The sequence below is a fragment of the Janthinobacterium sp. UMAB-60 genome, assembly GCF_900095235.1.
Lineage (GTDB): Bacteria > Pseudomonadota > Gammaproteobacteria > Burkholderiales > Burkholderiaceae_D > Janthinobacterium.
Map to the genome: position 1 here is coordinate 34372 of NZ_LT607502.1, position 17953 is coordinate 52324.

The window sequence follows — 17953 nt, forward strand, 5'->3', positions numbered from 1 at the left end:
TTTCCGCCATTAAAAACAGCTTAGGAAAAACGGCTTTGCCCAAGCAACTTTGCCGAATGACAAACTCAACAGTGACCTGCCCCTTTTTTTCATCTGTGCTAAAGTATTGCCGCCGGTCATGTGGATCGGCACAACAATACGTCTTCGGGGCGGGGTGCGATTCCCCACCGGCGGTAAGACCGGCAACGGTCAAGCCCGCGAGCGCTTGTCAGGTTTCGCCTGATGAGGTCAGCAGATCTGGTGTGACTCCAGAGCCGACGGTATAGTCCGGATGAAAGAAGATGTGCAGTAAACGCGATGTCCCATCGACCTGTCGATGCGGCCGGCTGCGTCTATTCGCTTGCCCTGCAGCGTTTTTCGCCTATGCGAGGAGCGTTTCACCATGTTAGTCAACAGCTATACCCTGCTTTCCAACGACCTGGAAGGTCGCATCCAATCCGCCCTGGCCGCCATGCGCGCCGGCATTCCCGTCATCCTGCTCGACGATTTCGACCGCGAAAACGAAGCCGACCTGATCCTGTCGGCCGAGAAACTCACGCACGAAACCATGGCTTTGCTGATCCGCGAATGCAGCGGCATCGTCTGCCTGTGCCTGCCCACGGACGTCGTCAGCGCGCTGGAATTGCCACCCATGTCGCCCGACAACGGCAGCCGCTACGGCACGCCGTTCACCGTCTCCATCGAGGCGCGCGACGGCGTCACGACGGGCGTGTCGGCCGCCGACCGCGTGACCACCATCCGCGCCGCCATCGCCAAGGATGCCAAGCCGGCCGACCTGGTGCGCCCCGGCCACGTCTTCCCCCTGCGCGCCGCGCCCGGTGGCGTGCTCGAGCGCCGTGGCCACACGGAAGGCTCCGTCGACCTGTCGCGCATGGCGGGCCTGAACCCGGCCGCCGTGCTGTGCGAGCTGATGAACCCGGATGGCAGCATGATGCGCGGCGACGATATCGAGCGCTTCGCCGAATTGCACGGCATGCCGATCCTGACCATCGAGGAACTGGTGGAATGGCGCAGCACGCGCGGACAGTAAAGCATCAGGCGGCCACGGCCTTCGGCAGATGCACGTGCCGGTACACGAGGCCCGCCGCCAGGCCATACGCGGCGGCAATCGTCGCGTAGGCCAGCGGCAAGCGCAGCGACCAGTCGGGCAGCATGTGCAGGATGCTGCCGATCAGGGCCACACCCACCAGCGCGCCGATTTGCCGGTTCGCATTCAGGGCCGCCGCCGCGCTGTTCGCATGCCGCTTGCCGGCCACCCGCATCACGGTGGCCGTCATGGCGGGAATGGCGATGCCGATGGCCACGTTCATGACGGCCGTGCCCAGCGCCAGCCAGCCATACGGCGTGCCCGGACGCAAGCCCATCAGCAGCAAGGCCATCACGGCCCCCACCAGCAAGCCCGCCAGCATGGGCAGACGCGTGCCATTTCGCGCCGCAATACTTCCCGCCATGAAATTCCCCACCGTATAGGCCGCCATCATGGGCAGCAAGCGCAAGCCCGACTGCAGGGCATCGGCGCCGCCCGACTGCTGCAGGAACAGACTCAATAAAAACAGCTGGCCGAACACGCAGAAATTGATCAAAAAACCCACGCCATTGGCCGCGCCGAAGCTGCTGCTGTGAAACAGTTCACGCGGCAACAGCGGATGGCTGCCGCTGCGCTCGCGCCGCAGCAGTTGCCCGGCAGACAATACCGCCAAGGCGCCCGCCGCCAGCACGCCCGGCGACAGCCAGCCCAGCACGGGGCCTTCGATCAAGGTAAAACTGAGGCCCGCCAGCGCCGCCACACCGAGCGCATGGCTGAACAGCGATAAATCGCGCGGCTGGCGCGCCGGCGCGGCCAGCAGCAGCTGCGCCATGACGATGGCCAGCACGCCCAGCGGCACGTTGACCCAGAACACGCTGCGCCAGCCGAACTGGTGCACGAGGATGCCGCCGATCAACGGGCCGGACGCGCCGGCCACGCCCACCAGCGCCGACCAGGCGCCCAGCATGCGCGTGCGTTCGCGCTCGTCGTCGAAGCTGTGCGTCAGCAGGCTGAGCGAACTGGGCATGAACAGGGCCGCGCCCGCGCCCTGCAGCAGGCGCGCGGCCGTCAAAAAATGCCCGTCGGGCGCGGCGCCGCACAACACCGAGCCGAGGATAAAGATACCGAGGCCGCCCTGGTACACGGCTTTCGGCCCGTAGCGGTCGGCCAGCGCGCCGCCGGCCAGCAGCAGCGCGGCAAACGTCAAGGTGTAGCCGTCGACCACCCACACCAGGCCCGTCAGCGGGATACGCAAGTCCAGCGCGATATCGGACAGCGCCACGTTGACGGCCGTGACGTCGAGCATGGCCATGACGAAGCCGAAGGCCAAGGTGAGCAGGATCAAGCCGCTGGCGCGGCCCGGGGGAGTGATAGACATGATATTTCCTTGCAGGGACAGCGGGGCAGCCATTATGCGAGAGTTGCCTGATGCGGTAAACAGGCATAAAATCGGCACATTGATGCAAAAATGCATCACCAAAGAGGACTGCACCATGGACTGGGACAACGCGCGCATCTTTCTGGCCATCGGCCGGGCCGGCACCCTGCGCGGCGCGGCGGCCCTGCTGCGCATCGACCAGGCCACCTGCGGGCGCCGCCTGGCCGCGCTGGAAAGCTCGCTGGGCGCCACCCTGTTCCTGCGCACGCCGTCGGGCTACGTGCCCACGCCGGCCGGCGAACTGGCGCTGACGGCGGCCGAAGCGATGGAACGGGCGGCCGACAAGCTGCAGCGCGAGATGCAGGGCGTTGACAAGCGCCTGTCCGGCCTGGTGCGCGTGGCCACCACCGACACCATGGCCAGCCATTTCGTCATCCGCGCCATGCAGCGGCTGCACGCGGCCCACCCCGACATCCGCATCGTGCTCAACGTGGCGCCCGCGCTGGCCAGCCTGACGCGGCGCGAAGCGGACCTGGCCGTGCGCGGCGTGCGCCCCACCGACCCGGACCTCATTTCCCGCCACCTGGTCAGGCGCAGCCTGGGCCTGTACGCCTCAAAAAGCTACCTGGCCGAACGGGGCGAACCCGTGCGCGGCACGGCGCTGGACGGGCACGACATCGTCATCTACCACCAGTCCGTGACGCCCCGTCACGGGGAAAAAATCGCGGGAGAATCCGTCGCCAACGCCCGCGTCGCCATGGAGGTGAATTCAGCGGCGATGCTGCAGGAAGCCACGCGCGCGGGCCTGGGCGTGGCCGAGCTGGCTACTCATTTAGGCGATATCGACCCGCAGCTCGTGCGCATCTGGCCCGAGCGGGCGGAAGCGTACGACGTATGGCTGGTCATGCATGCGGACCTGAACCGCTCGGCCCGCGTGCGCGCGGTGGCCGACGCGATTATCCACAGCGTCGCCAGCGTGGCCGGCCAATAGCGAGGCGGCCAGGCACGGCCGCACGGCAGGACAATCGCTTGTATCGAACGCATCCAATGTTAAGATGCCATGATGACCCTATCCGTCTCCCTCATCATCAGCCTGCGCCGCCTGCACCGGGCCACCATGGCCTGGCTGGTCAGCTGGTGGCGCATGCTGCATTTCGCCACCCTCGTGTTTTCGCTGGCCCTGTCGCCGTCGAGCTATAACCGCGACAACCGCCCCATCCTCGCGCACCGCCTGGTGACGAACACGGCGCCCAATCTCGTGTGGTTCAGCGTGGCCTGCGCGCTGGTCAGCCTGGTGCTGATACGCATCGTCGTCGTCAGCGCGCAAAGCTACGGCCTGTCGCGCTATGCGCTGGAAATGGTGGTGCGCGTGCTGGTGCTGGAACTGATACCGCTGACGGCCGCCCTGTTCGTCGCGCTGCGCCTGACCCTGCCCGACGGCATTGCGTTCGCGCAAATGCGCTCGTCCGGCATGCTCGACACCATGCAGCGCCAGGGCATCGACCTGCTGCGCCGTGAATACTTTCCACGCGTCATGTCGGGCATCTTCGCCGTGTGGATGCTGGCCATCGTCAGCTGCGTCACCTCGCTGATCCTCGCGTATGTCACCATCTACGGTTTCACCCCGTGGGCGCTGCAAGGCTACACGCGCGTGGTGGGGCAGATCTTCAATCCGGCCGTGGCCCTGATTCTGATGCTCAAGGTCATCTTCTTCAGCTTTGCCGTGGCCCTGATCCCGCTGGCTTCCTCGTACTATCCGGAAGAGCCGCACGACCGGCGCAACCGCCTGTGGGCCGCGCACGGCCTGTCCGAAATGCTGCGCCTGTTTTCCGTCATCCTGCTGATCGAAGTGGCTTCGCTGATGGGCAATTACTACTGATGCCCCGCCGCCACCGCCAGCGATCCCCGAACCACCCATACGAGAGCCAGAATCCATGAGCCAGAGCCAGCCCCCCAATCCCGACCAGGTCGACGTCACGGCGCCAGCCGGTCTCACGCAAGATGCCGTGCTGCCCGCCCCGCCGCCCGTGCGCCACGCCGAACTGAAGGCGGCCATCCTGCTCGTCTTCATGTTCGTGCTGGTGGTCGGTTCCGTTGTCTACCTGATGTATGCGCGCGGCGCCTTTGAGGCCACACAAACGCTGGTGCTGACGGCCGACGATTCGGACGGCGTGGGCGTGGGCGCCGACCTGACCTTTTCCGGCTTTCCCATCGGCCGCGTGCAGCGCATCGAACTGGCGCCGGACGGCCGCGCGCGCGTCATCATCGACGTGCCGCGCAAGGATGCGCACTGGCTGCGCAGCAGCTCCATCTTCACGCTGGAGCGGGGCATCGTGGGCGGCGCCAAGCTGCGCGCCTACAGCGGCATCCTGACGGACTCGCCGCTGCCCGACGACGCCACGCGCGACCTGCTGGTGGGCGACATGGCGGCGGAAATTCCCCGCCTGCTGGCCGCCGCCAAAGACTTGCTGAACAACCTGGGCAGCCTGACGGGCACCGATTCTCCGCTCGACGGCACCCTGCGCAATGTGCAGGCCGTGACGGGCAAATTGAGCGGCCCGGGCGGCGCCATGGGCTTGCTGACGGGCGACGACAAGCAGTCGCGCCTGCTGGTCGAGCGGGCCAACGCCCTGCTCGTCACGGCGGACCAGCTGGCACGCCGCACGGATGGCCTTGTCGCCAATGCCGACACGCGCGTGTTTGGCGAAAAAGGCGTGATGACGGATGCGCAGGCCACTATCGTGCAGCTGAACGCGCTGCTGGCCGACACGCGCGCCAGCCTGAAAAAAGTCGACGCCGTGCTGGTCGAAGCGCAAGCCGTGGGCGCCAACGCCAGGGCGGCGACCGCCGACCTGGGCCCGCTGCGCGCGGACGTGGAAAGCAATCTGCGCAAGGTCGAGCAACTGGTCAATGACATCAACCGCAAATGGCCGTTCAAGCGCAATCCGGAGATCAAACTGCCATGAGAAATATCCATATCGTCCTGTCCGCCCTGGCCATGGCAGCACTTGCCGCCTGTTCCAGCGGCCCACCCGTGCCCGACTGGAAAATGAATGCGCAAAGTTCCGTCGAGCGCTTCCAGGCCGCCTATCTGAATGGCAACGCCCTGGTCGAGCAGACGGAATTCCGGCGCGCCCGCAGCCAGGTGGCCGGCACGGGCAAGCTCGATCTCGTGGCGCGCATCGAACTGCTGCGCTGCGCCGCGCGCGTGGCCAGCCTGGCCTTCGAGGACTGTGCCGGCTTCGACGCCCTGCAAGCGGACGCGAATGACGCCGACCGCGCGTATGCGGCTTATCTGGCCGGCAAGGCGAAGGCGGCCGACGTCGCCCTGCTGCCCGAGGCGCAGCGGGCGGCAGCCGGTGCCGGCTCCGACACGGCCGCCGCCAGCGCCGTGGCGGCCATCGATGACCCGCTATCGCAGCTGGTGGCGGCCGGCGTGCTGCTGCGCTCGGGCCGCGCCACGCCGGCGCTGCTCGACACGGCCGTCGCCACCGCCTCGGACCAGGGCTGGCGCCGCCCGCTGCTGGCGTGGCTGGGCGTGCAGCGCCTGCGCGCCGAACAGGCGGGCGACACGCAAGCGGCGCAGCGCATCGCGCGGCGCATGGCGATCGTCGAGCAGCCGCTGGCCCCCTGAACGTGCCGATGGCGGCCCAAGGCAGGCAGAATCAGGCATAATCAAGCCAGGATGACAGCAATGCGGTGCAGGCAGCGAGGTGTGACGATGCAGTTCGAGGATTTCGACTTTTCCACCCCCGAGGCCGGCAAGCACGGCGAGGGGCCGCCTGGCGATGGCGCACCGGCCGCCACGGCCGTACGCCTGCAATACCTGCTCGACAATACACCGTCCATCATCTATTGCACCGTGCCCAGCGGCGACTTCAAGATGACCTTTGTCAGCAACAATGCCTTGAACGTGCTGGGCTACCAGCCCGAAGACATGGTGGCCGACCCCAACTTCTGGTTCGACCACATCCACCCCGACGATGCGCCCGGCATTTTTTCCAGCCTGGCGCAGATCTTCGTCGAAGGCGCGCGCGCCTATGAATACCGTTTCCGCGTGCGCGACGGCAGCTATCTGTGGATGCACGACAGCCTGCGCCTGGTGCGCGATGAGCATGGCGTGCCGTTCGAGGTGATCGGCTCGCTGACGGACATCACGGAACGCAAGCGCATGGAAGCGATGCTGCAGGCGCGCGGCGAAGAACAGCAACTACTGATCAGCAAGTTGCAGGAAGCGCACGACCAGCTGCTGCAATCGGAAAAGATGGCCTCCATCGGTCAGCTGGCGGCCGGCATCGCGCATGAAATCAACAACCCGATCGGCTTCGTCAATTCCAACATGAGTTCGCTGCAAGGCTATGTCGGCACCCTGTTCGGCGTGATCGGGCAATATGAAACGGCGATACGCGAGACGCCCGACGGCCCGGCCCTGGCCGCCCGCGTGGCCGAGGTGCGCGCACAGGCCGACCTGGCCTTCCTGCAGGACGACATGGTGGACCTGGTGCGCGAATCGATGGATGGCCTCAAGCGCGTGCGCGACATCGTGCAGGCGCTGAAAGATTTTTCCCATGTGGGCGAGACGGACTGGCAAGTGGCCAGCCTGCATGCGGGCCTGGACAGCACCCTCAATATCGTCGCCAACGAATTGAAATACAAGGCGCGCATCGAGAAACAGTATGGCGAACTGCCGCCGATACTGTGCCTGGCCTCGCAGCTGAACCAGGTGTTCATGAACCTGCTCGTCAACGCGGGCCAGGCCATCAGCAGCGACGGCGTGATCAGCATCCGCACGGGCCACGCGGGCGACTGGGTGTGGGTGGAGATCGGCGACACGGGCGCCGGCATCCCACCCGAGCACCTGAACCGCATCTTCGAACCGTTCTTCACCACCAAGGCCGTGGGCAGCGGCACGGGCCTGGGGCTGTCGCTGTCGTACGGCATCGTCAACAAGCACGGCGGACGCATCGAGGTGGCGTCCGAAGTGGGCCACGGCACGCGCTTTACCGTGCACCTGCCGCTGCAGCCGCCCACCACCGCGAACGCCTAGGCTTCCTTCACGGGCGCGTACACGCGGATGCTCAGGCGCCCGCCATTCTTGCCTTCGAAATCGAGCAGCTGGGCGATCACGCGGGCCGTCAGCACGTGTTCGGCCGCCAGCAGCATCAGGCCGTCGCGGCTGATCAGGTCGCGCGACAGCGTCATGCCCGGCTCCAGCTGGCCCGACAGCACGGTCAGGTCGCGCGCCGGCGGCTCCGTCTCCTCCATGATGCCGCGGAAAGCGGCCACCACGGCCGGGTCGTAGCGCTTGCCGACGCTGTCGTAGATCAGGGTGCGGGCTTCGTCGGCGCGCAGGCTGCGCTGCACCATGGCGCCGATCTGCAAGCCGTCGTAGTCGGACGCCAGCGCCAGGATGCGCGCGCCCATGGGAATGGCCAGGCCCACCAGGCCATCGGGAAAGCCGCCGCCGTCGAAGCGCTCCAGCTGCGAGCGCAGCATGACGGAGACGGCGCGCAGCTCGTCGAGCGCCATCAATAATTGTTCGGCGCGCAGCGGATGCTTGCGGAACGCGGCCAGCTGCTCGCCCGTCCAGGCGCTGGCCGGCAGTTCCAGCACGTCGTCACTCAAGCTGAGCTTGCCGACATCCTTGAGCAGGGCCGCGATGAACACGTCGCGCGCCTCCTGCCCTTCCAGGCCCAGCGCCTGCGCCAGCTTGCGCGACAGCTCGGCCACCCGCCGCGCATGGCCGGCCAGCTTGCCGCCGCGCATCTCGATCAGGTTGGAAAACACCTTGATGGTCGTCACGAACGTGGCCTTCAGGCGTTCGTTGGCCGCCTGCACCTCGTCGTGCGACTGTTTCAGCTGCTGCGTGCGCGTGGCCACTTTCGCTTCCAGGCTGGCGTTGAGCGCCTGCAGCTGCACGTTCTGGCTGGCCGTCAGCGCTTCCAGGCGCAGTTTTTCCTGCTCCAGCGCGCGCCGTTCCAGCGCGTGGCGCACCACCAGCACGATATCGTTCTCGTCCCACGGCTTGGTCACGTAGCGGTAGATCTCGCCCTGGTTGATGGCGTCGAGGATGGACTGGATATCGGCATAGCCGGTCAGCAGCAGCCGTATGGTGCCGGGCCAGCGCTGGCGCACCTGGGCCAGGAATTGCGCGCCATCCATGTGCGGCATGCGCATGTCGGAGATGACCAGGTCCACCGTCTCGCTCTCGAGCAGGGCCAGGCCCGCCGCGCCGCCGTCGGCCGTCAGCACGCGGTAGCCGTGCGGGCGGAACAGCCGCCGCAGCGACGAGAGAATATTCGGTTCGTCGTCGACGCACAGGATGGTCGGCGGCGCGGCCGCGGTGCTGGCGCTGGTACTCATGCTCATGCTCATGCTGTCCTGTTCGGTCATGGTGCCACGGCCTGCGCCTGGCGCACGGGCAAGGTGATGCGGAAAGTGGTGCCGCGGCCGATGATGCTGCGCACGTCGATGCGGCCGTGATGTTTCTGCACCGTCGTGTAGGCCAGCGACAGGCCCAGCCCCGTGCCCTTGCCGACGGCCTTGGTGGTAAAGAACGGGTCGAAGATGCGCGACAGGTGTTCGGGCGCGATGCCGCCGCCCGTGTCCTCGACCTCGATCCACACTTCCGCCGCGTTGTCGCTGCCCGTGCGCAGGGTGATGCGTCCGTGCACCTCGCCCATGGCGTGGGCCGCGTTGACGACCAGGTTCATGATCACCTGGTTCAGTTCGGAAGGCTGGCATTCGATATCGGGAATGTCGCCATATTCGCGCACCACGTCGGCCTTGTACTTGACCTCGTTATTCACGATATTGAGCGTGGTATCGATGCCCTGGCGCAGGTCGGCCCAGACCCACTCCTGGTGCGCATCCGTGCGCGAAAAATCCTTCAGATCCTGCACGATGCGGCGCACGCGCGAAATGCCTTCCTTCGACTCGCCCATCAGCATCGGTATGTCGGTGCGCAGGAAGTCCAGGTCGATCTGTTCGCGCAAGGCGCGCAGGCGCGCCGCCACCACGGCGTCGGCGACGGCCGGCTCGGCTTCCTCGTAGGCGTCGAGCATGCTGAACAGGTCATCCAGGTAGCCTTCCAAGGTGCCGACATTCGAAAACACATAGCCGATGGGATTGTTGATCTCGTGCGCCACGCCGGCGGCCAGCTGGCCGATCGAGGCCAGCTTTTCCGACTGCAGCAGCTTTTGCTGGGCCAGCGACAGCTTGCTGTTCAATTCCGTCAGGGCCAGGTTACGTTCGCGCAATTCGAGATCGGCGATCTGGCGCTGGCGGATATCGTCGGCCAGGCGCTCGTTCATTTCGGCCAGCTGGGCCGTGCGCTTGGCCACCAGGTGTTCCAGGTTGTCATGCGCCTTGCGCAGCGCCAGTTCGGCCAGGCGCCGCTCGCTCACGTCGCGCAGCGTTTCGATGGCGCCCACCAGACGTCCCTGGCGGTCGCGCAGGGGCGCCGCCGTGAAATGCAGCCAGTGGCCGTCAGGGCCGATATCGGCAAAGAAATCCTCGGCCTCGAAGGCGCCGGGGATGACTGGTGAACGCTTCAGCTTGCCAAGGTAAAGGTCATTTTCTCCGAGCGCGATATCGTCGGCCACCAGCAGGTCGGCCAGGCAGGCGCGCGGCTGCGGATAAAACGCCTTCCAGTGGTCGCGCGTGCCGACCATCTCGGCGGCCGTAAAGCCCAGCAACTGTTCACAGGCGCTGTTCCAGTGCGTCACCACATGGTCCGTGTCGATGGCGAAGGTGGCCACGGGATGGCCATCGAAAAATGCCGAGAGCGCGATGGTGTCGCCCTGGCGGCGTTCCGGCGTGGCGGGCAGCGCCTGCCCTGCGTCTGTTTCCATGGCCTCTTTCTTGTTCATGCCAGCATGATCCGCGACATTTCATCGAAGGTGTGTTCCGTTTGCCCCAGCAGCGCCAGCCACGCTTGCTCGTCCAGCGCGACGCTGCGCCAGCCCGTGGGCGACAGGGCCGGCACCAGCGCATCGTCGACGCCGGCCAGGTCGAGCGCCAGGGCGACGGCGTTGGCCAGGTGCACGGCCAGCGGCAAGCCGCCCGCTTCCAGCCGGTCGATGGCGTGGTGGTCGGCCACCGCCTGCTGTATCGCCTCGGGGAACTTCCAGTAAGCGGCCAGGGCGCTGCCCACTTGCGCGTGATCGATGCCGATGACGGCCAGTTCCGCCTCGACCATCTGGCAGTCATGCGCCTGGCGGTAGCTGCGCACGAGCGCGTGCTCGGCCGGGAAGCGCGTCACCAGCACCAGGGTGCCCAGGTCGTGCAGCAGGCCGGCCGTGAACGCCGTCTCGGGATTGACGCGCAGGTGCGGCGCCAGCAGGCGCGCGGCGATGGCCGTGGCCAGCGAGTGGCGCCAGAACGCCTTGAAATCGAAACCGCCGCTGACGGGCGCGAAGCTGCCCGTCAGGGCGCAGGCCGTGACGACGGTGCGGATGCTGTGAAAGCCCAGCACGGAAACGGCTTGCGGAATGCTGGTGACCTTCGATTGCATGCCGTAGAACGAGGAGTTGGCGATGCGCAAGGTCTTTGCCGCCAGGGCCTGGTCCAGCTCGATCTTTTGCGCCAGCACATGCACGTCCGTATCGTCCTGGTCCATGCTCGACAGCAGCTCCAGCACCACCACCGGCAGCGAAGGCAGTTCCTGTATCTGGCGGATGATATGTTCAAAACTGAGCCGTGTCATGCCGCGCCCCCTTGCCGGTAGCGCTGCAGCAGCGCCAGCAGTTCCGCCCCGGCGGAATCGGGCGGCGTGGCGCGGAACAGCACGGCCAGCCGTTCCAGGCGGCGCAAGCGTTCCTGCTCGGCATGCGCCTGCGCGGCGGGGTCCGGCGCCTCGTCCATGACGACATGGCAGCGCTCCACATTGCGCCTGCGCAAGGCCGTCAGGCTGGCCGCCGTCAGGGTGGCGCCTTGGGCCAGCAACACGGCGCCGCTGGCGTCGCTCAAGGCCTGCGCCAGCACCATGCCTTCCTGCGCCTGCTCCATGGGAATCTCGCGTCCGCTTTCACTCACGCTTGCATTCATGTATCCGCTCCATGACGACTCAGGGTGACCAGGCTGCCGCGCGAGCGCGAATGCAAGCCCATGGGATGGACTGCCACGACATACGGCTGGCCGTCGATGGCGGCCAGGCGGGGCGTGTCCTGCCCGTCGAACAGTTGCGGCAAGACCAGCGCCGCCTCGGTACCCAGCAGGGCCGCACCCCGCTCGAACAGATTGGCCGCCGCCGCGTTGATGAAGGCGATCATGCCTTCGTCGTCGAGCCCGATCACGGGCAGCGGCAGAAATTGCAGTACTTCGCGCGCGATGCCCAGGCTGACTTCATCGCGGCTGATCTGGTGCTGCTGCTGGTGCACCAGCGCCTGCATGGCGGCATTCGCCGCCGCCAGCGCCTGGTTGGCGTCGCGCAGTTGCGCATTCAGGCGCACATTGTCGTCGTCGATGCCCTTCAGGCGAAAGGCTTCGGCGATATGCTCGCGCAGCTGATGGTCTTCCCAGGGCTTGGTGAGGAACTTGAAGATGGCGCCCTCGTTGACGGCGTCCGTGACGGCCTGCAGCTCGGTATAGCCCGACAACATGATGCGGATGGTTTGCGGACACAGCAGCTTGGCCTTGCGCAGGAAGTCGGCGCCCAGCATGCCGGGCATGCGCTGGTCCGACACGATCACGTCGACCGCATGGCTGGCCAGCACGTCCAGTCCTTCCTGGCCGCTGTTGGCCGTGAGGATATGGTAGCCATCGCGCCGCAGCAGGCGCTTGAGGGAGGCGAGGATATTCGGCTCGTCATCGACCAGCAGCAAGGTACGCCGCTGCGCCGCAGGCTGCTGTACGGCGTCCGCCGCCAGCACAGCAGTACCCGGCATACCATGCTCGTCGTGCAAATCCATCGGACCATCCTCTCATCGCCACGGCGATATGGACGCTTGCCTGGAGCGGGAATCTGCCGCGCGGCATCATCTTGCGCGGCAATCAGCTTGCGCTGAAATTATACGACTAAATATTCCGTTATAACACTTATCCGGCACTTATCCGCGCCGCGCCGGGCAAGGCGTGTCGCGGTAAAACACAAAGCCGCCCAGGCCGATGGCTTGCGTATCGGCCTTCACAGCGTATACCAGCGTATTCGTGGCCGCCTCGACTCTCAGCAGATTCTTGTGCAGCACCGTTTGCGCGTGCGACAGGGCCAACGATGGCGTCGGCGCCAGTTGCAAACGCAGTTCGGACGTGGCCGCATCATACGCCCAGCGGCCCGGGTTGAAGAAGGCGAAGCCGCCGTCGAAACGCAGGCTGCCATCCTTGAACTGGGTCAGGCAAATGCCGGGAAATTCGCTGGGCGGGTTGTACCAGGTGGCGGCCACGGCGGCATCGGCCGGCGTCTTGCCCGGCATCGGCATGCCGCTCGTGCCATTGTTCCCGCCCATGCCGGCGCAACCGGCCAGCGCCAGCGCGCCAGCCAAAGCGCCCGCGCGCGTGATGAATGTCATGTGCATCCCCATCCCCTTGCTTTATAGAAACACAATCTTAGTCCGGGAAACCTGGCCGTTCAAGCGGCCAGCGCACATAAGGCGGATTTATTTGTCCCCGGCCGCCTTGGCAGCAGCTTCGCGCAATTTGTCCTTTTTGCTCTTGCGCGCGCCCTTCACGCCGCCGTTCAGCGTATCCGTGCCGGGGTTCACCGGCGCGGGCAGTTCCGTCGGCTCGAAACCGGCCACCACTTCGCGCACGATGCGCAAGTCGTTGCGGTTTTCGATCAGGCGGAAATGCGCTTCCGTATCGGCCGTGACGAAACTGATGGCCGTGCCGCTTTCGCCGGCGCGGCCCGTGCGCCCGATGCGGTGCGTGTAGTCGACGGCCGAGCGGGGCAAGTCATAGTTGACGACGGCCGGCAGGCCGGCGATGTCGATGCCGCGCGCGGCCACGTCGGTGGCGACCAGCACCTGCAGGCGCCCCGCCTTGAAGTCGGCCAGCAGCTGGCTGCGCGTGCCCTGGCTGAACTCACCGTGGAAGGCGCCCACGTGCAGACCCGCGCGCTGCAGCTTGTCGGCCACATGTTCGGCCGCATACTTGGTGGCGACGAACACCAGCACCCGGTCCCACTGCTGCTGCAGGATCAGGTAGCGCAGCAGCTGCGTGCGGCGCGGCACGTCGACCGTGATGGCGCGCTGCACGATGTCGGGCTTGTCCTGCGGTTCGGACGCCACTTCGATGCGCACGGGTTCCTGGAGCAGGCTGTCGGCCAGCGCCTGCACGCTGTCGGGGAAGGTGGCAGAGAAAAACAGGTTTTGCCGCTGCTTCGGCAGCAGCGCCAGAATCGCGTTGATTTCTTCGCTAAAACCCATGTCGAGCAAACGGTCCGCTTCGTCGAGCACGCACAGCGACACGCCGCCCAGTTTCACGGCATTTTGCCGCACCAGGTCCAGCAAGCGGCCCGGCGTGGCGACGACGATATCGGCGCCGCCGCGCAAGTCCATCATCTGCGGATTGATCGAGACGCCGCCGAACAGCACGGAAATCTTCAGTTTGATCGGCAACGGCTTGGCCAGCGCGTGCACCGTCTGCCCCACCTGCGCGGCCAGCTCGCGCGTGGGCACGAGGATCAGCGCGCGCACCTGGCGCGGGCCGGAAGCGGGTGCCATCAGCGCCTGCAGCAGCGGCAGCGCGTAGGCGGCTGTCTTGCCGGAACCCGTCTGCGCCGCGCCCAGCACGTCGCTGCCGCGCAGGATGGCGGGAATGGCGGCCGCCTGGATGGCCGTCGGCGCGGCATAGCCGGCCTTGTCGACGGCGCGGACCAGGGCGGGAATCAGACCCAGTGAGGAAAATGGCATAGCGGGCCTTCTTTATTCGTCAAGTGAGACCGGCCGCGAAAGGCGGCCGGTCGGAATTGCGACAGTATAAGGCAGACTGCTACTGGCGTGGCATTTGCAGCGCCGGAAAGCCCGCTTCATCGTAGCCCGGCATGCCGCGCCGGATCGCGTGCGAAAAGTCCGCGTCGTCGTTGGCCGCCCGCGCGCGCGCCGTGACATGGCCGCCCTCGCGCAGCTGCTGGAAGCTCTGGCCGGGCACCAGGCCCTTGACGTCGAACAGATAACGGTCCAGGTAGCCCGAGGCCATCAGCCGGTAGTCGAGCGGCAGGCCCGGCACGATGCGGCGCACCATCTCGAAGACGATGGTGGTGCAGTTGGCCGTCACGGTGTTGTAGAACCGCGGCTGGTTTTTCAGCGTCTGCGCCTCGTCCAGATAGGCGAGGAACAACGAGCGCATGGCCGCTTTCGGCATCATCACGCGGTACAGATACATGTCCTCGCCCCGCGCATTCGTGCGCACGCGCAGGATGTCGCGCTCGTCGGCGGCGATCAGGCTCATTTCGAAATGCTTGAAAAAGCCGCCGATGGCGGAAAAGCTTTCGCCCTTTTCCTTGCGGATCTCGATGGAAAACGTCAAAAAGCGCCCGTCGGCAAAGCCGAACGAGATCAGGGTGTGCGCGATGTACGGCCCCGTCCAGTACGACAAGGCCGTGTCCACCGTGCGCAGCTCGTCGAGGTCGTAGCTGCGCCGCTCCCACTTGACCGTGTAATCGTCATCGCTGCGCCAGTCGAAATTGCGCACATTGTCCAGCGTGACGAGATTGCCCGCCACCTTGCCCGTGACATTGCGCGCCACGTCGTCGGCCCACACGCGCTGCTGCTTCGGCGTGATCAGGCTCCACCACAGGAGCAGCAGGACAAAACCGGCCGCATACGGCAGCAACATGCGCACATCGCCGCGCGTCCACCACAGCACCACGCTGGCCACGCCCAGCGCGCCCCACAGCAGCGCGCCGATGGCTTGCGCCGCCGTGCCGCCGGACAGCTGGTACCACAGCGCCAGCGCGCCCCACAGTGCGGTCAACAGAAGAATCAGGGAAACGGCCATTTTGCCGAGGGTGGCCAGCACGGAGCGGGCACGCAGTGATAAGAAAGTCATGCCCCGATTATAAGGGCAAGCGCAGGATGAGGTGCGTCCGGGCAAGTAGTGCTGCAACCGACCCGGCCGCAAAATCATTGCTTGCCTGCCAATTTATTTCATGAGAGCATGTTGCGAAAATAAAATATATAGACAAGGCGGACTGTCTCGGCAGCGATGCTTTGGCCATTCCAGGAGATAGCTTGCAGCCCCTTTCCCTCTACGCCCTCGCCGGCAGCCTCAACTCCCTTTTCATCGTCGTCAGCTTGTACGGCCTGTGGTCGCAGCTGCAAAAGATCTGGCGGCGCAAGCGCGATGCTGGCATCGGCGCCGGCCGGACGACGGACATCCTGTCGCTCAACCAGTTCACCGTCAGCTTCCTCGCGTATTGCGCGTTCTTTGTGTACGGCTATTCGATCACGCCGTTCAACCATTACATCGTCTGGCCCCGCTTGCTCGCGTCCTTGATCGCGCTGGCCATCCTGTATGAAATCGACCGCGACCGCCGCAGCCTGGCATCGCGCAATGCGCTGCTGGCCTGCGCTCTGCTGCTGTGCGCGGGTGTGGCGGGGCTGGCCTTCGGCCCCACCTTCACCGATGAAAAGCGCGTGATCTCGCAAAGCCTGATCGTCACCGTCACCGTGCTGCTGGCGCAGGGCTATGCGCACCAGATCCGCTTGATCTGGCGCTCGGGCAAGACGGGCGCCGTGTCGCTGAAGATGAGCCAGTTCATCCTGGCGATGGATGTCAGCACCATCTTCTTTGCCTGTGTCATGGGGCTGAAAACAGGCTGGCCATTGCTGCTGCTAGCCAGCGTCAGCGCCACGACCAAGCTTGCCATCATGTGGCTGTTCCGCTGGGAGAAGATCAGTTCCGCCGCGCAGATCAAACGCCAGGCGCCGGCCTGAGGCTAGAATGGCGGCATCGCCACCATGTTGAAAGCGCCGCCATGCATGCTCCCATTCCCATCCTGCGCAGCTTTTCCGAAGCCAAGGCGCGCGAGTTTTACCTCGGTTTCCTCGGCTTTACCCTGGACTGGGAACATCGCTTCGAGTCCACGGCGCCGCTGTACCTGCAGGTGACGCGGGGCGAACTCGTGCTGCACCTGTCCGAGCACCACGGCGACGCCACGCCGGGGTCGGCGCTGCTGATCCCCGTCGATGACATCGCCGCCCTGCACGCGGAGCTGCAGGCCAAGGATTACCCGTATGCGCGACCCGGCATCCGCGACGAGGACTGGGGCCGCATTCTGGAAGTGGCGGACCCGTTCGGCAACCGGCTGCGCTTCTGGCAGCGCAGCGAGTAAAGTCATTGCCCGCTCAGCGCACGCATTTCCGCATACAGGTTCGCCTTGCCCTCGAAGCCGATGCCGACCAGGTCCGGCATCGTGATGTGGCCGTTTTCCACGCGCACGCCATCGGGGAAACCGCCGAACGGCTGGAATAAATCAGGATACGATTCATTGCCGCCCAGGCCCAGGCCCGCCGCGATATTCAAGGACATCTGATGACCGCCGTGCGGGACGCAGCGGCTGCGCGACCAGCCGTGCTGGTGCAGCATGTCCAAGGTGCGCAGGTATTCCACCAGGCCGTAGCTGAGGGCGCAGTCGAACTGCAGCCAGTCGCGGTCGGCGCGCATGCCGCCGTAGCGGATCAGGTTGCGCGCATCCTGCATGGAAAACAGGTTCTCGCCCGTCGCCATGGGCTTGTCGTAATAGCTGCGCAAGGTCGCTTGCAGCTCGAAGTCGAGCGGATCGCCCGCCTCTTCATACCAGAACAGATCGTACTGGCGCAGCGCCTTGGCGTAGGCGATCGAGGTATCGAGATCGAAGCGGCCGTTGGCGTCCACGCACAGCTTCTGCCCATCCTGCAGCACCTCCATGATGGCGTCGATGCGGCACAAGTCTTCATCGAGCGAGGCGCCGCCGATCTTTTTCTTGACCACCGTGTAGCCGCGGTCGACATAGCTGCGCATCTCGTCCTGCAGGGCGGACAGGCTCTGGCCCGGGTAGTAATAGCCGCCCGCCGCATACACGAAGACTTTTTTGTCGGGCACGCCCGTGCCGTGGCGCTCGGCCAGCAGCTGGAACAGCGGTTTGTTCTCGATCTTCGCCACGGCATCCCAGATGGCCATGTCGATGGTGCCGATGGCCACCGAGCGTTCGCCGTGGCCGCCCGGCTTTTCATTGGCGTACATGCAATCCCACACCTTGTGCGGATCGAGATTGGCGCCGTCGTCCGTGACGAGCGAAGCGGGATCTGCGTCGAGGATGCGGGGGATGAAGCGCTCGCGCATCAGCATGCCCTGGCCGTAGCGGCCGTTCGAATTGAAGCCGTAGCCGACGACGGGCTTGCCGTCGCGCATCACGTCCGTGACGACGGCCACCAGGCTCAAGGTCATCTTCGTGAAATCGATGTAGGCGTTGCGGATGGGGGAAGAGATGGGGATGGTCTTTTCGCGGATCTCGACGATTTTCATGCGGCTCTCCTGTGGGTGAAAACAATGACGCCAGCTTACCCGCGATACAAAGCCATATAATCGATAATAATTTAAAGCATTATTCACTTGAAGTGAAAGATGAA

18 protein-coding genes and 1 riboswitch are annotated in these 17953 nt (G+C 65.5%); of the genes, 8 read left to right on the plus strand and 10 right to left on the minus strand.

What is annotated here, in order from left to right; all coding sequences use genetic code 11:
* Positions 1-136: 136 nt before the first annotated feature.
* A riboswitch (FMN riboswitch) is annotated at positions 137-287 on the plus strand.
* Positions 288-382: 95 nt separating this feature from the next.
* Positions 383-1030, plus strand: a complete 648-nt coding sequence (gene ribB / locus K0F86_RS24820; RefSeq protein ID WP_219136798.1) for a 3,4-dihydroxy-2-butanone-4-phosphate synthase — start codon at positions 383-385, stop codon at positions 1028-1030.
* 4 nt (positions 1031-1034) lie between these two features.
* On the opposite strand, the gene K0F86_RS24825 is transcribed toward ribB, so the two are convergent.
* Entirely contained in the window at positions 1035-2405 is a 1371-nt protein-coding gene (locus K0F86_RS24825; RefSeq protein WP_219136799.1) for an MFS transporter, read from the minus strand.
* 115 nt (positions 2406-2520) lie between these two features.
* Between K0F86_RS24825 and K0F86_RS24830 the strand changes: the two genes are divergently transcribed.
* The 5 genes from K0F86_RS24830 to K0F86_RS24850 all read left to right on the plus strand — a co-directional run bounded on the left by K0F86_RS24830 (position 2521) and on the right by K0F86_RS24850 (position 7452).
* Complete coding sequence (locus tag K0F86_RS24830; RefSeq protein ID WP_219136800.1) at positions 2521-3396, plus strand: LysR family transcriptional regulator; 876 nt, start codon at positions 2521-2523, stop codon at positions 3394-3396.
* Positions 3397-3465: 69 nt separating this feature from the next.
* Positions 3466-4284, plus strand: a complete 819-nt coding sequence (locus tag K0F86_RS24835; RefSeq protein ID WP_374197323.1) for an MlaE family ABC transporter permease — start codon at positions 3466-3468, stop codon at positions 4282-4284.
* A gap of 55 nt (positions 4285-4339) precedes the next feature.
* Positions 4340-5371, plus strand: a complete 1032-nt coding sequence (locus K0F86_RS24840; RefSeq protein WP_257572349.1) for an MlaD family protein — start codon at positions 4340-4342, stop codon at positions 5369-5371.
* Entirely contained in the window at positions 5368-6039 is a 672-nt protein-coding gene (locus K0F86_RS24845) for a hypothetical protein (RefSeq protein WP_219136801.1), read from the plus strand. Before K0F86_RS24840 ends, K0F86_RS24845 begins: the two co-directional genes overlap by 4 nt.
* Positions 6040-6126: 87 nt before the next feature.
* Positions 6127-7452 (plus strand): ATP-binding protein, encoded by a 1326-nt coding sequence (locus K0F86_RS24850; protein WP_219136829.1) that lies wholly within the window; start codon positions 6127-6129, stop codon positions 7450-7452.
* Here K0F86_RS24850 and K0F86_RS24855 read toward each other — a convergent pair.
* From K0F86_RS24855 to K0F86_RS24890, 8 genes are all read right to left on the minus strand, one after another.
* The gene (locus K0F86_RS24855) at positions 7449-8798 is read right to left on the minus strand and encodes an HD domain-containing phosphohydrolase (protein ID WP_257572350.1); all 1350 of its coding nucleotides are present in this window, start codon (positions 8796-8798) and stop codon (positions 7449-7451) included. The genes K0F86_RS24850 and K0F86_RS24855 overlap by 4 nt on opposite strands.
* Complete coding sequence (locus K0F86_RS24860) at positions 8795-10258, minus strand: ATP-binding protein (RefSeq protein ID WP_219136802.1); 1464 nt, start codon at positions 10256-10258, stop codon at positions 8795-8797. Before K0F86_RS24860 ends, K0F86_RS24855 begins: the two co-directional genes overlap by 4 nt.
* Positions 10259-10272: 14 nt before the next feature.
* Complete coding sequence (locus tag K0F86_RS24865; protein WP_219136803.1) at positions 10273-11112, minus strand: HDOD domain-containing protein; 840 nt, start codon at positions 11110-11112, stop codon at positions 10273-10275.
* Positions 11109-11453, minus strand: coding sequence for a hypothetical protein (locus tag K0F86_RS24870; RefSeq protein WP_219136804.1), 345 nt, complete (start codon positions 11451-11453; stop codon positions 11109-11111). The genes K0F86_RS24865 and K0F86_RS24870 overlap by 4 nt, the downstream gene beginning before the upstream one ends.
* Entirely contained in the window at positions 11450-12292 is an 843-nt protein-coding gene (locus K0F86_RS24875; protein WP_257572351.1) for a response regulator, read from the minus strand. The genes K0F86_RS24870 and K0F86_RS24875 overlap by 4 nt, the downstream gene beginning before the upstream one ends.
* A 162-nt stretch (positions 12293-12454) precedes the next feature.
* Entirely contained in the window at positions 12455-12913 is a 459-nt protein-coding gene (locus K0F86_RS24880) for a hypothetical protein (protein WP_219136806.1), read from the minus strand.
* An 87-nt stretch (positions 12914-13000) separates the two neighbouring features.
* A complete protein-coding gene (locus K0F86_RS24885; protein WP_219136807.1) occupies positions 13001-14254 on the minus strand; it encodes a DEAD/DEAH box helicase in 1254 nt (417 codons plus the stop codon).
* A gap of 79 nt (positions 14255-14333) precedes the next feature.
* Positions 14334-15392 carry a DUF4105 domain-containing protein gene (locus K0F86_RS24890; protein ID WP_219136808.1) on the minus strand — a complete coding sequence of 353 codons (1059 nt, stop codon included), beginning with the start codon at positions 15390-15392 and terminating at the stop codon, positions 14334-14336.
* 182 nt (positions 15393-15574) lie between these two features.
* Between K0F86_RS24890 and K0F86_RS24895 the strand changes: the two genes are divergently transcribed.
* Entirely contained in the window at positions 15575-16279 is a 705-nt protein-coding gene (locus K0F86_RS24895; protein ID WP_219136809.1) for a hypothetical protein, read from the plus strand.
* A 41-nt stretch (positions 16280-16320) separates the two neighbouring features.
* Positions 16321-16677, plus strand: a complete 357-nt coding sequence (locus K0F86_RS24900) for a glyoxalase superfamily protein (protein ID WP_219136810.1) — start codon at positions 16321-16323, stop codon at positions 16675-16677.
* Positions 16678-16679: 2 nt separating this feature from the next.
* Here the strand turns inward: K0F86_RS24900 and K0F86_RS24905 are convergent, their stop codons facing one another.
* Complete coding sequence (locus K0F86_RS24905; protein WP_219136811.1) at positions 16680-17849, minus strand: mandelate racemase/muconate lactonizing enzyme family protein; 1170 nt, start codon at positions 17847-17849, stop codon at positions 16680-16682.
* Between the last annotated feature and the right edge of the window lie 104 nt (positions 17850-17953).

Bases quoted from the DNA above. Each gene is read 5' to 3' on its own strand.
- K0F86_RS24840 (WP_257572349.1), top strand. From the start codon at position 4,340: ATGAGCCAGAGCCAGCCCCCCAATCCCGACCAGGTCGACGTCACGGCG.
- K0F86_RS24870 (WP_219136804.1), bottom strand. From the start codon at position 11,453: ATGAATGCAAGCGTGAGTGAAAGCGGACGCGAGATTCCCATGGAGCAG.
- K0F86_RS24890 (WP_219136808.1), bottom strand. From the start codon at position 15,392: ATGACTTTCTTATCACTGCGTGCCCGCTCCGTGCTGGCCACCCTCGGC.
- K0F86_RS24865 (WP_219136803.1), bottom strand. From the start codon at position 11,112: ATGACACGGCTCAGTTTTGAACATATCATCCGCCAGATACAGGAACTG.
- K0F86_RS24850 (WP_219136829.1), top strand. From the start codon at position 6,127: ATGCAGTTCGAGGATTTCGACTTTTCCACCCCCGAGGCCGGCAAGCAC.
- K0F86_RS24830 (WP_219136800.1), top strand. From the start codon at position 2,521: ATGGACTGGGACAACGCGCGCATCTTTCTGGCCATCGGCCGGGCCGGC.
- K0F86_RS24880 (WP_219136806.1), bottom strand. From the start codon at position 12,913: ATGACATTCATCACGCGCGCGGGCGCTTTGGCTGGCGCGCTGGCGCTG.
- K0F86_RS24885 (WP_219136807.1), bottom strand. From the start codon at position 14,254: ATGCCATTTTCCTCACTGGGTCTGATTCCCGCCCTGGTCCGCGCCGTC.
- K0F86_RS24835 (WP_374197323.1), top strand. From the start codon at position 3,466: ATGATGACCCTATCCGTCTCCCTCATCATCAGCCTGCGCCGCCTGCAC.
- K0F86_RS24875 (WP_257572351.1), bottom strand. From the start codon at position 12,292: ATGCCGGGTACTGCTGTGCTGGCGGCGGACGCCGTACAGCAGCCTGCG.
- ribB (WP_219136798.1), top strand. From the start codon at position 383: ATGTTAGTCAACAGCTATACCCTGCTTTCCAACGACCTGGAAGGTCGC.
- K0F86_RS24825 (WP_219136799.1), bottom strand. From the start codon at position 2,405: ATGTCTATCACTCCCCCGGGCCGCGCCAGCGGCTTGATCCTGCTCACC.
- K0F86_RS24905 (WP_219136811.1), bottom strand. From the start codon at position 17,849: ATGAAAATCGTCGAGATCCGCGAAAAGACCATCCCCATCTCTTCCCCC.
- K0F86_RS24845 (WP_219136801.1), top strand. From the start codon at position 5,368: ATGAGAAATATCCATATCGTCCTGTCCGCCCTGGCCATGGCAGCACTT.
- K0F86_RS24860 (WP_219136802.1), bottom strand. From the start codon at position 10,258: ATGGAAACAGACGCAGGGCAGGCGCTGCCCGCCACGCCGGAACGCCGC.
- K0F86_RS24900 (WP_219136810.1), top strand. From the start codon at position 16,321: ATGCATGCTCCCATTCCCATCCTGCGCAGCTTTTCCGAAGCCAAGGCG.
- K0F86_RS24855 (WP_257572350.1), bottom strand. From the start codon at position 8,798: ATGACCGAACAGGACAGCATGAGCATGAGCATGAGTACCAGCGCCAGC.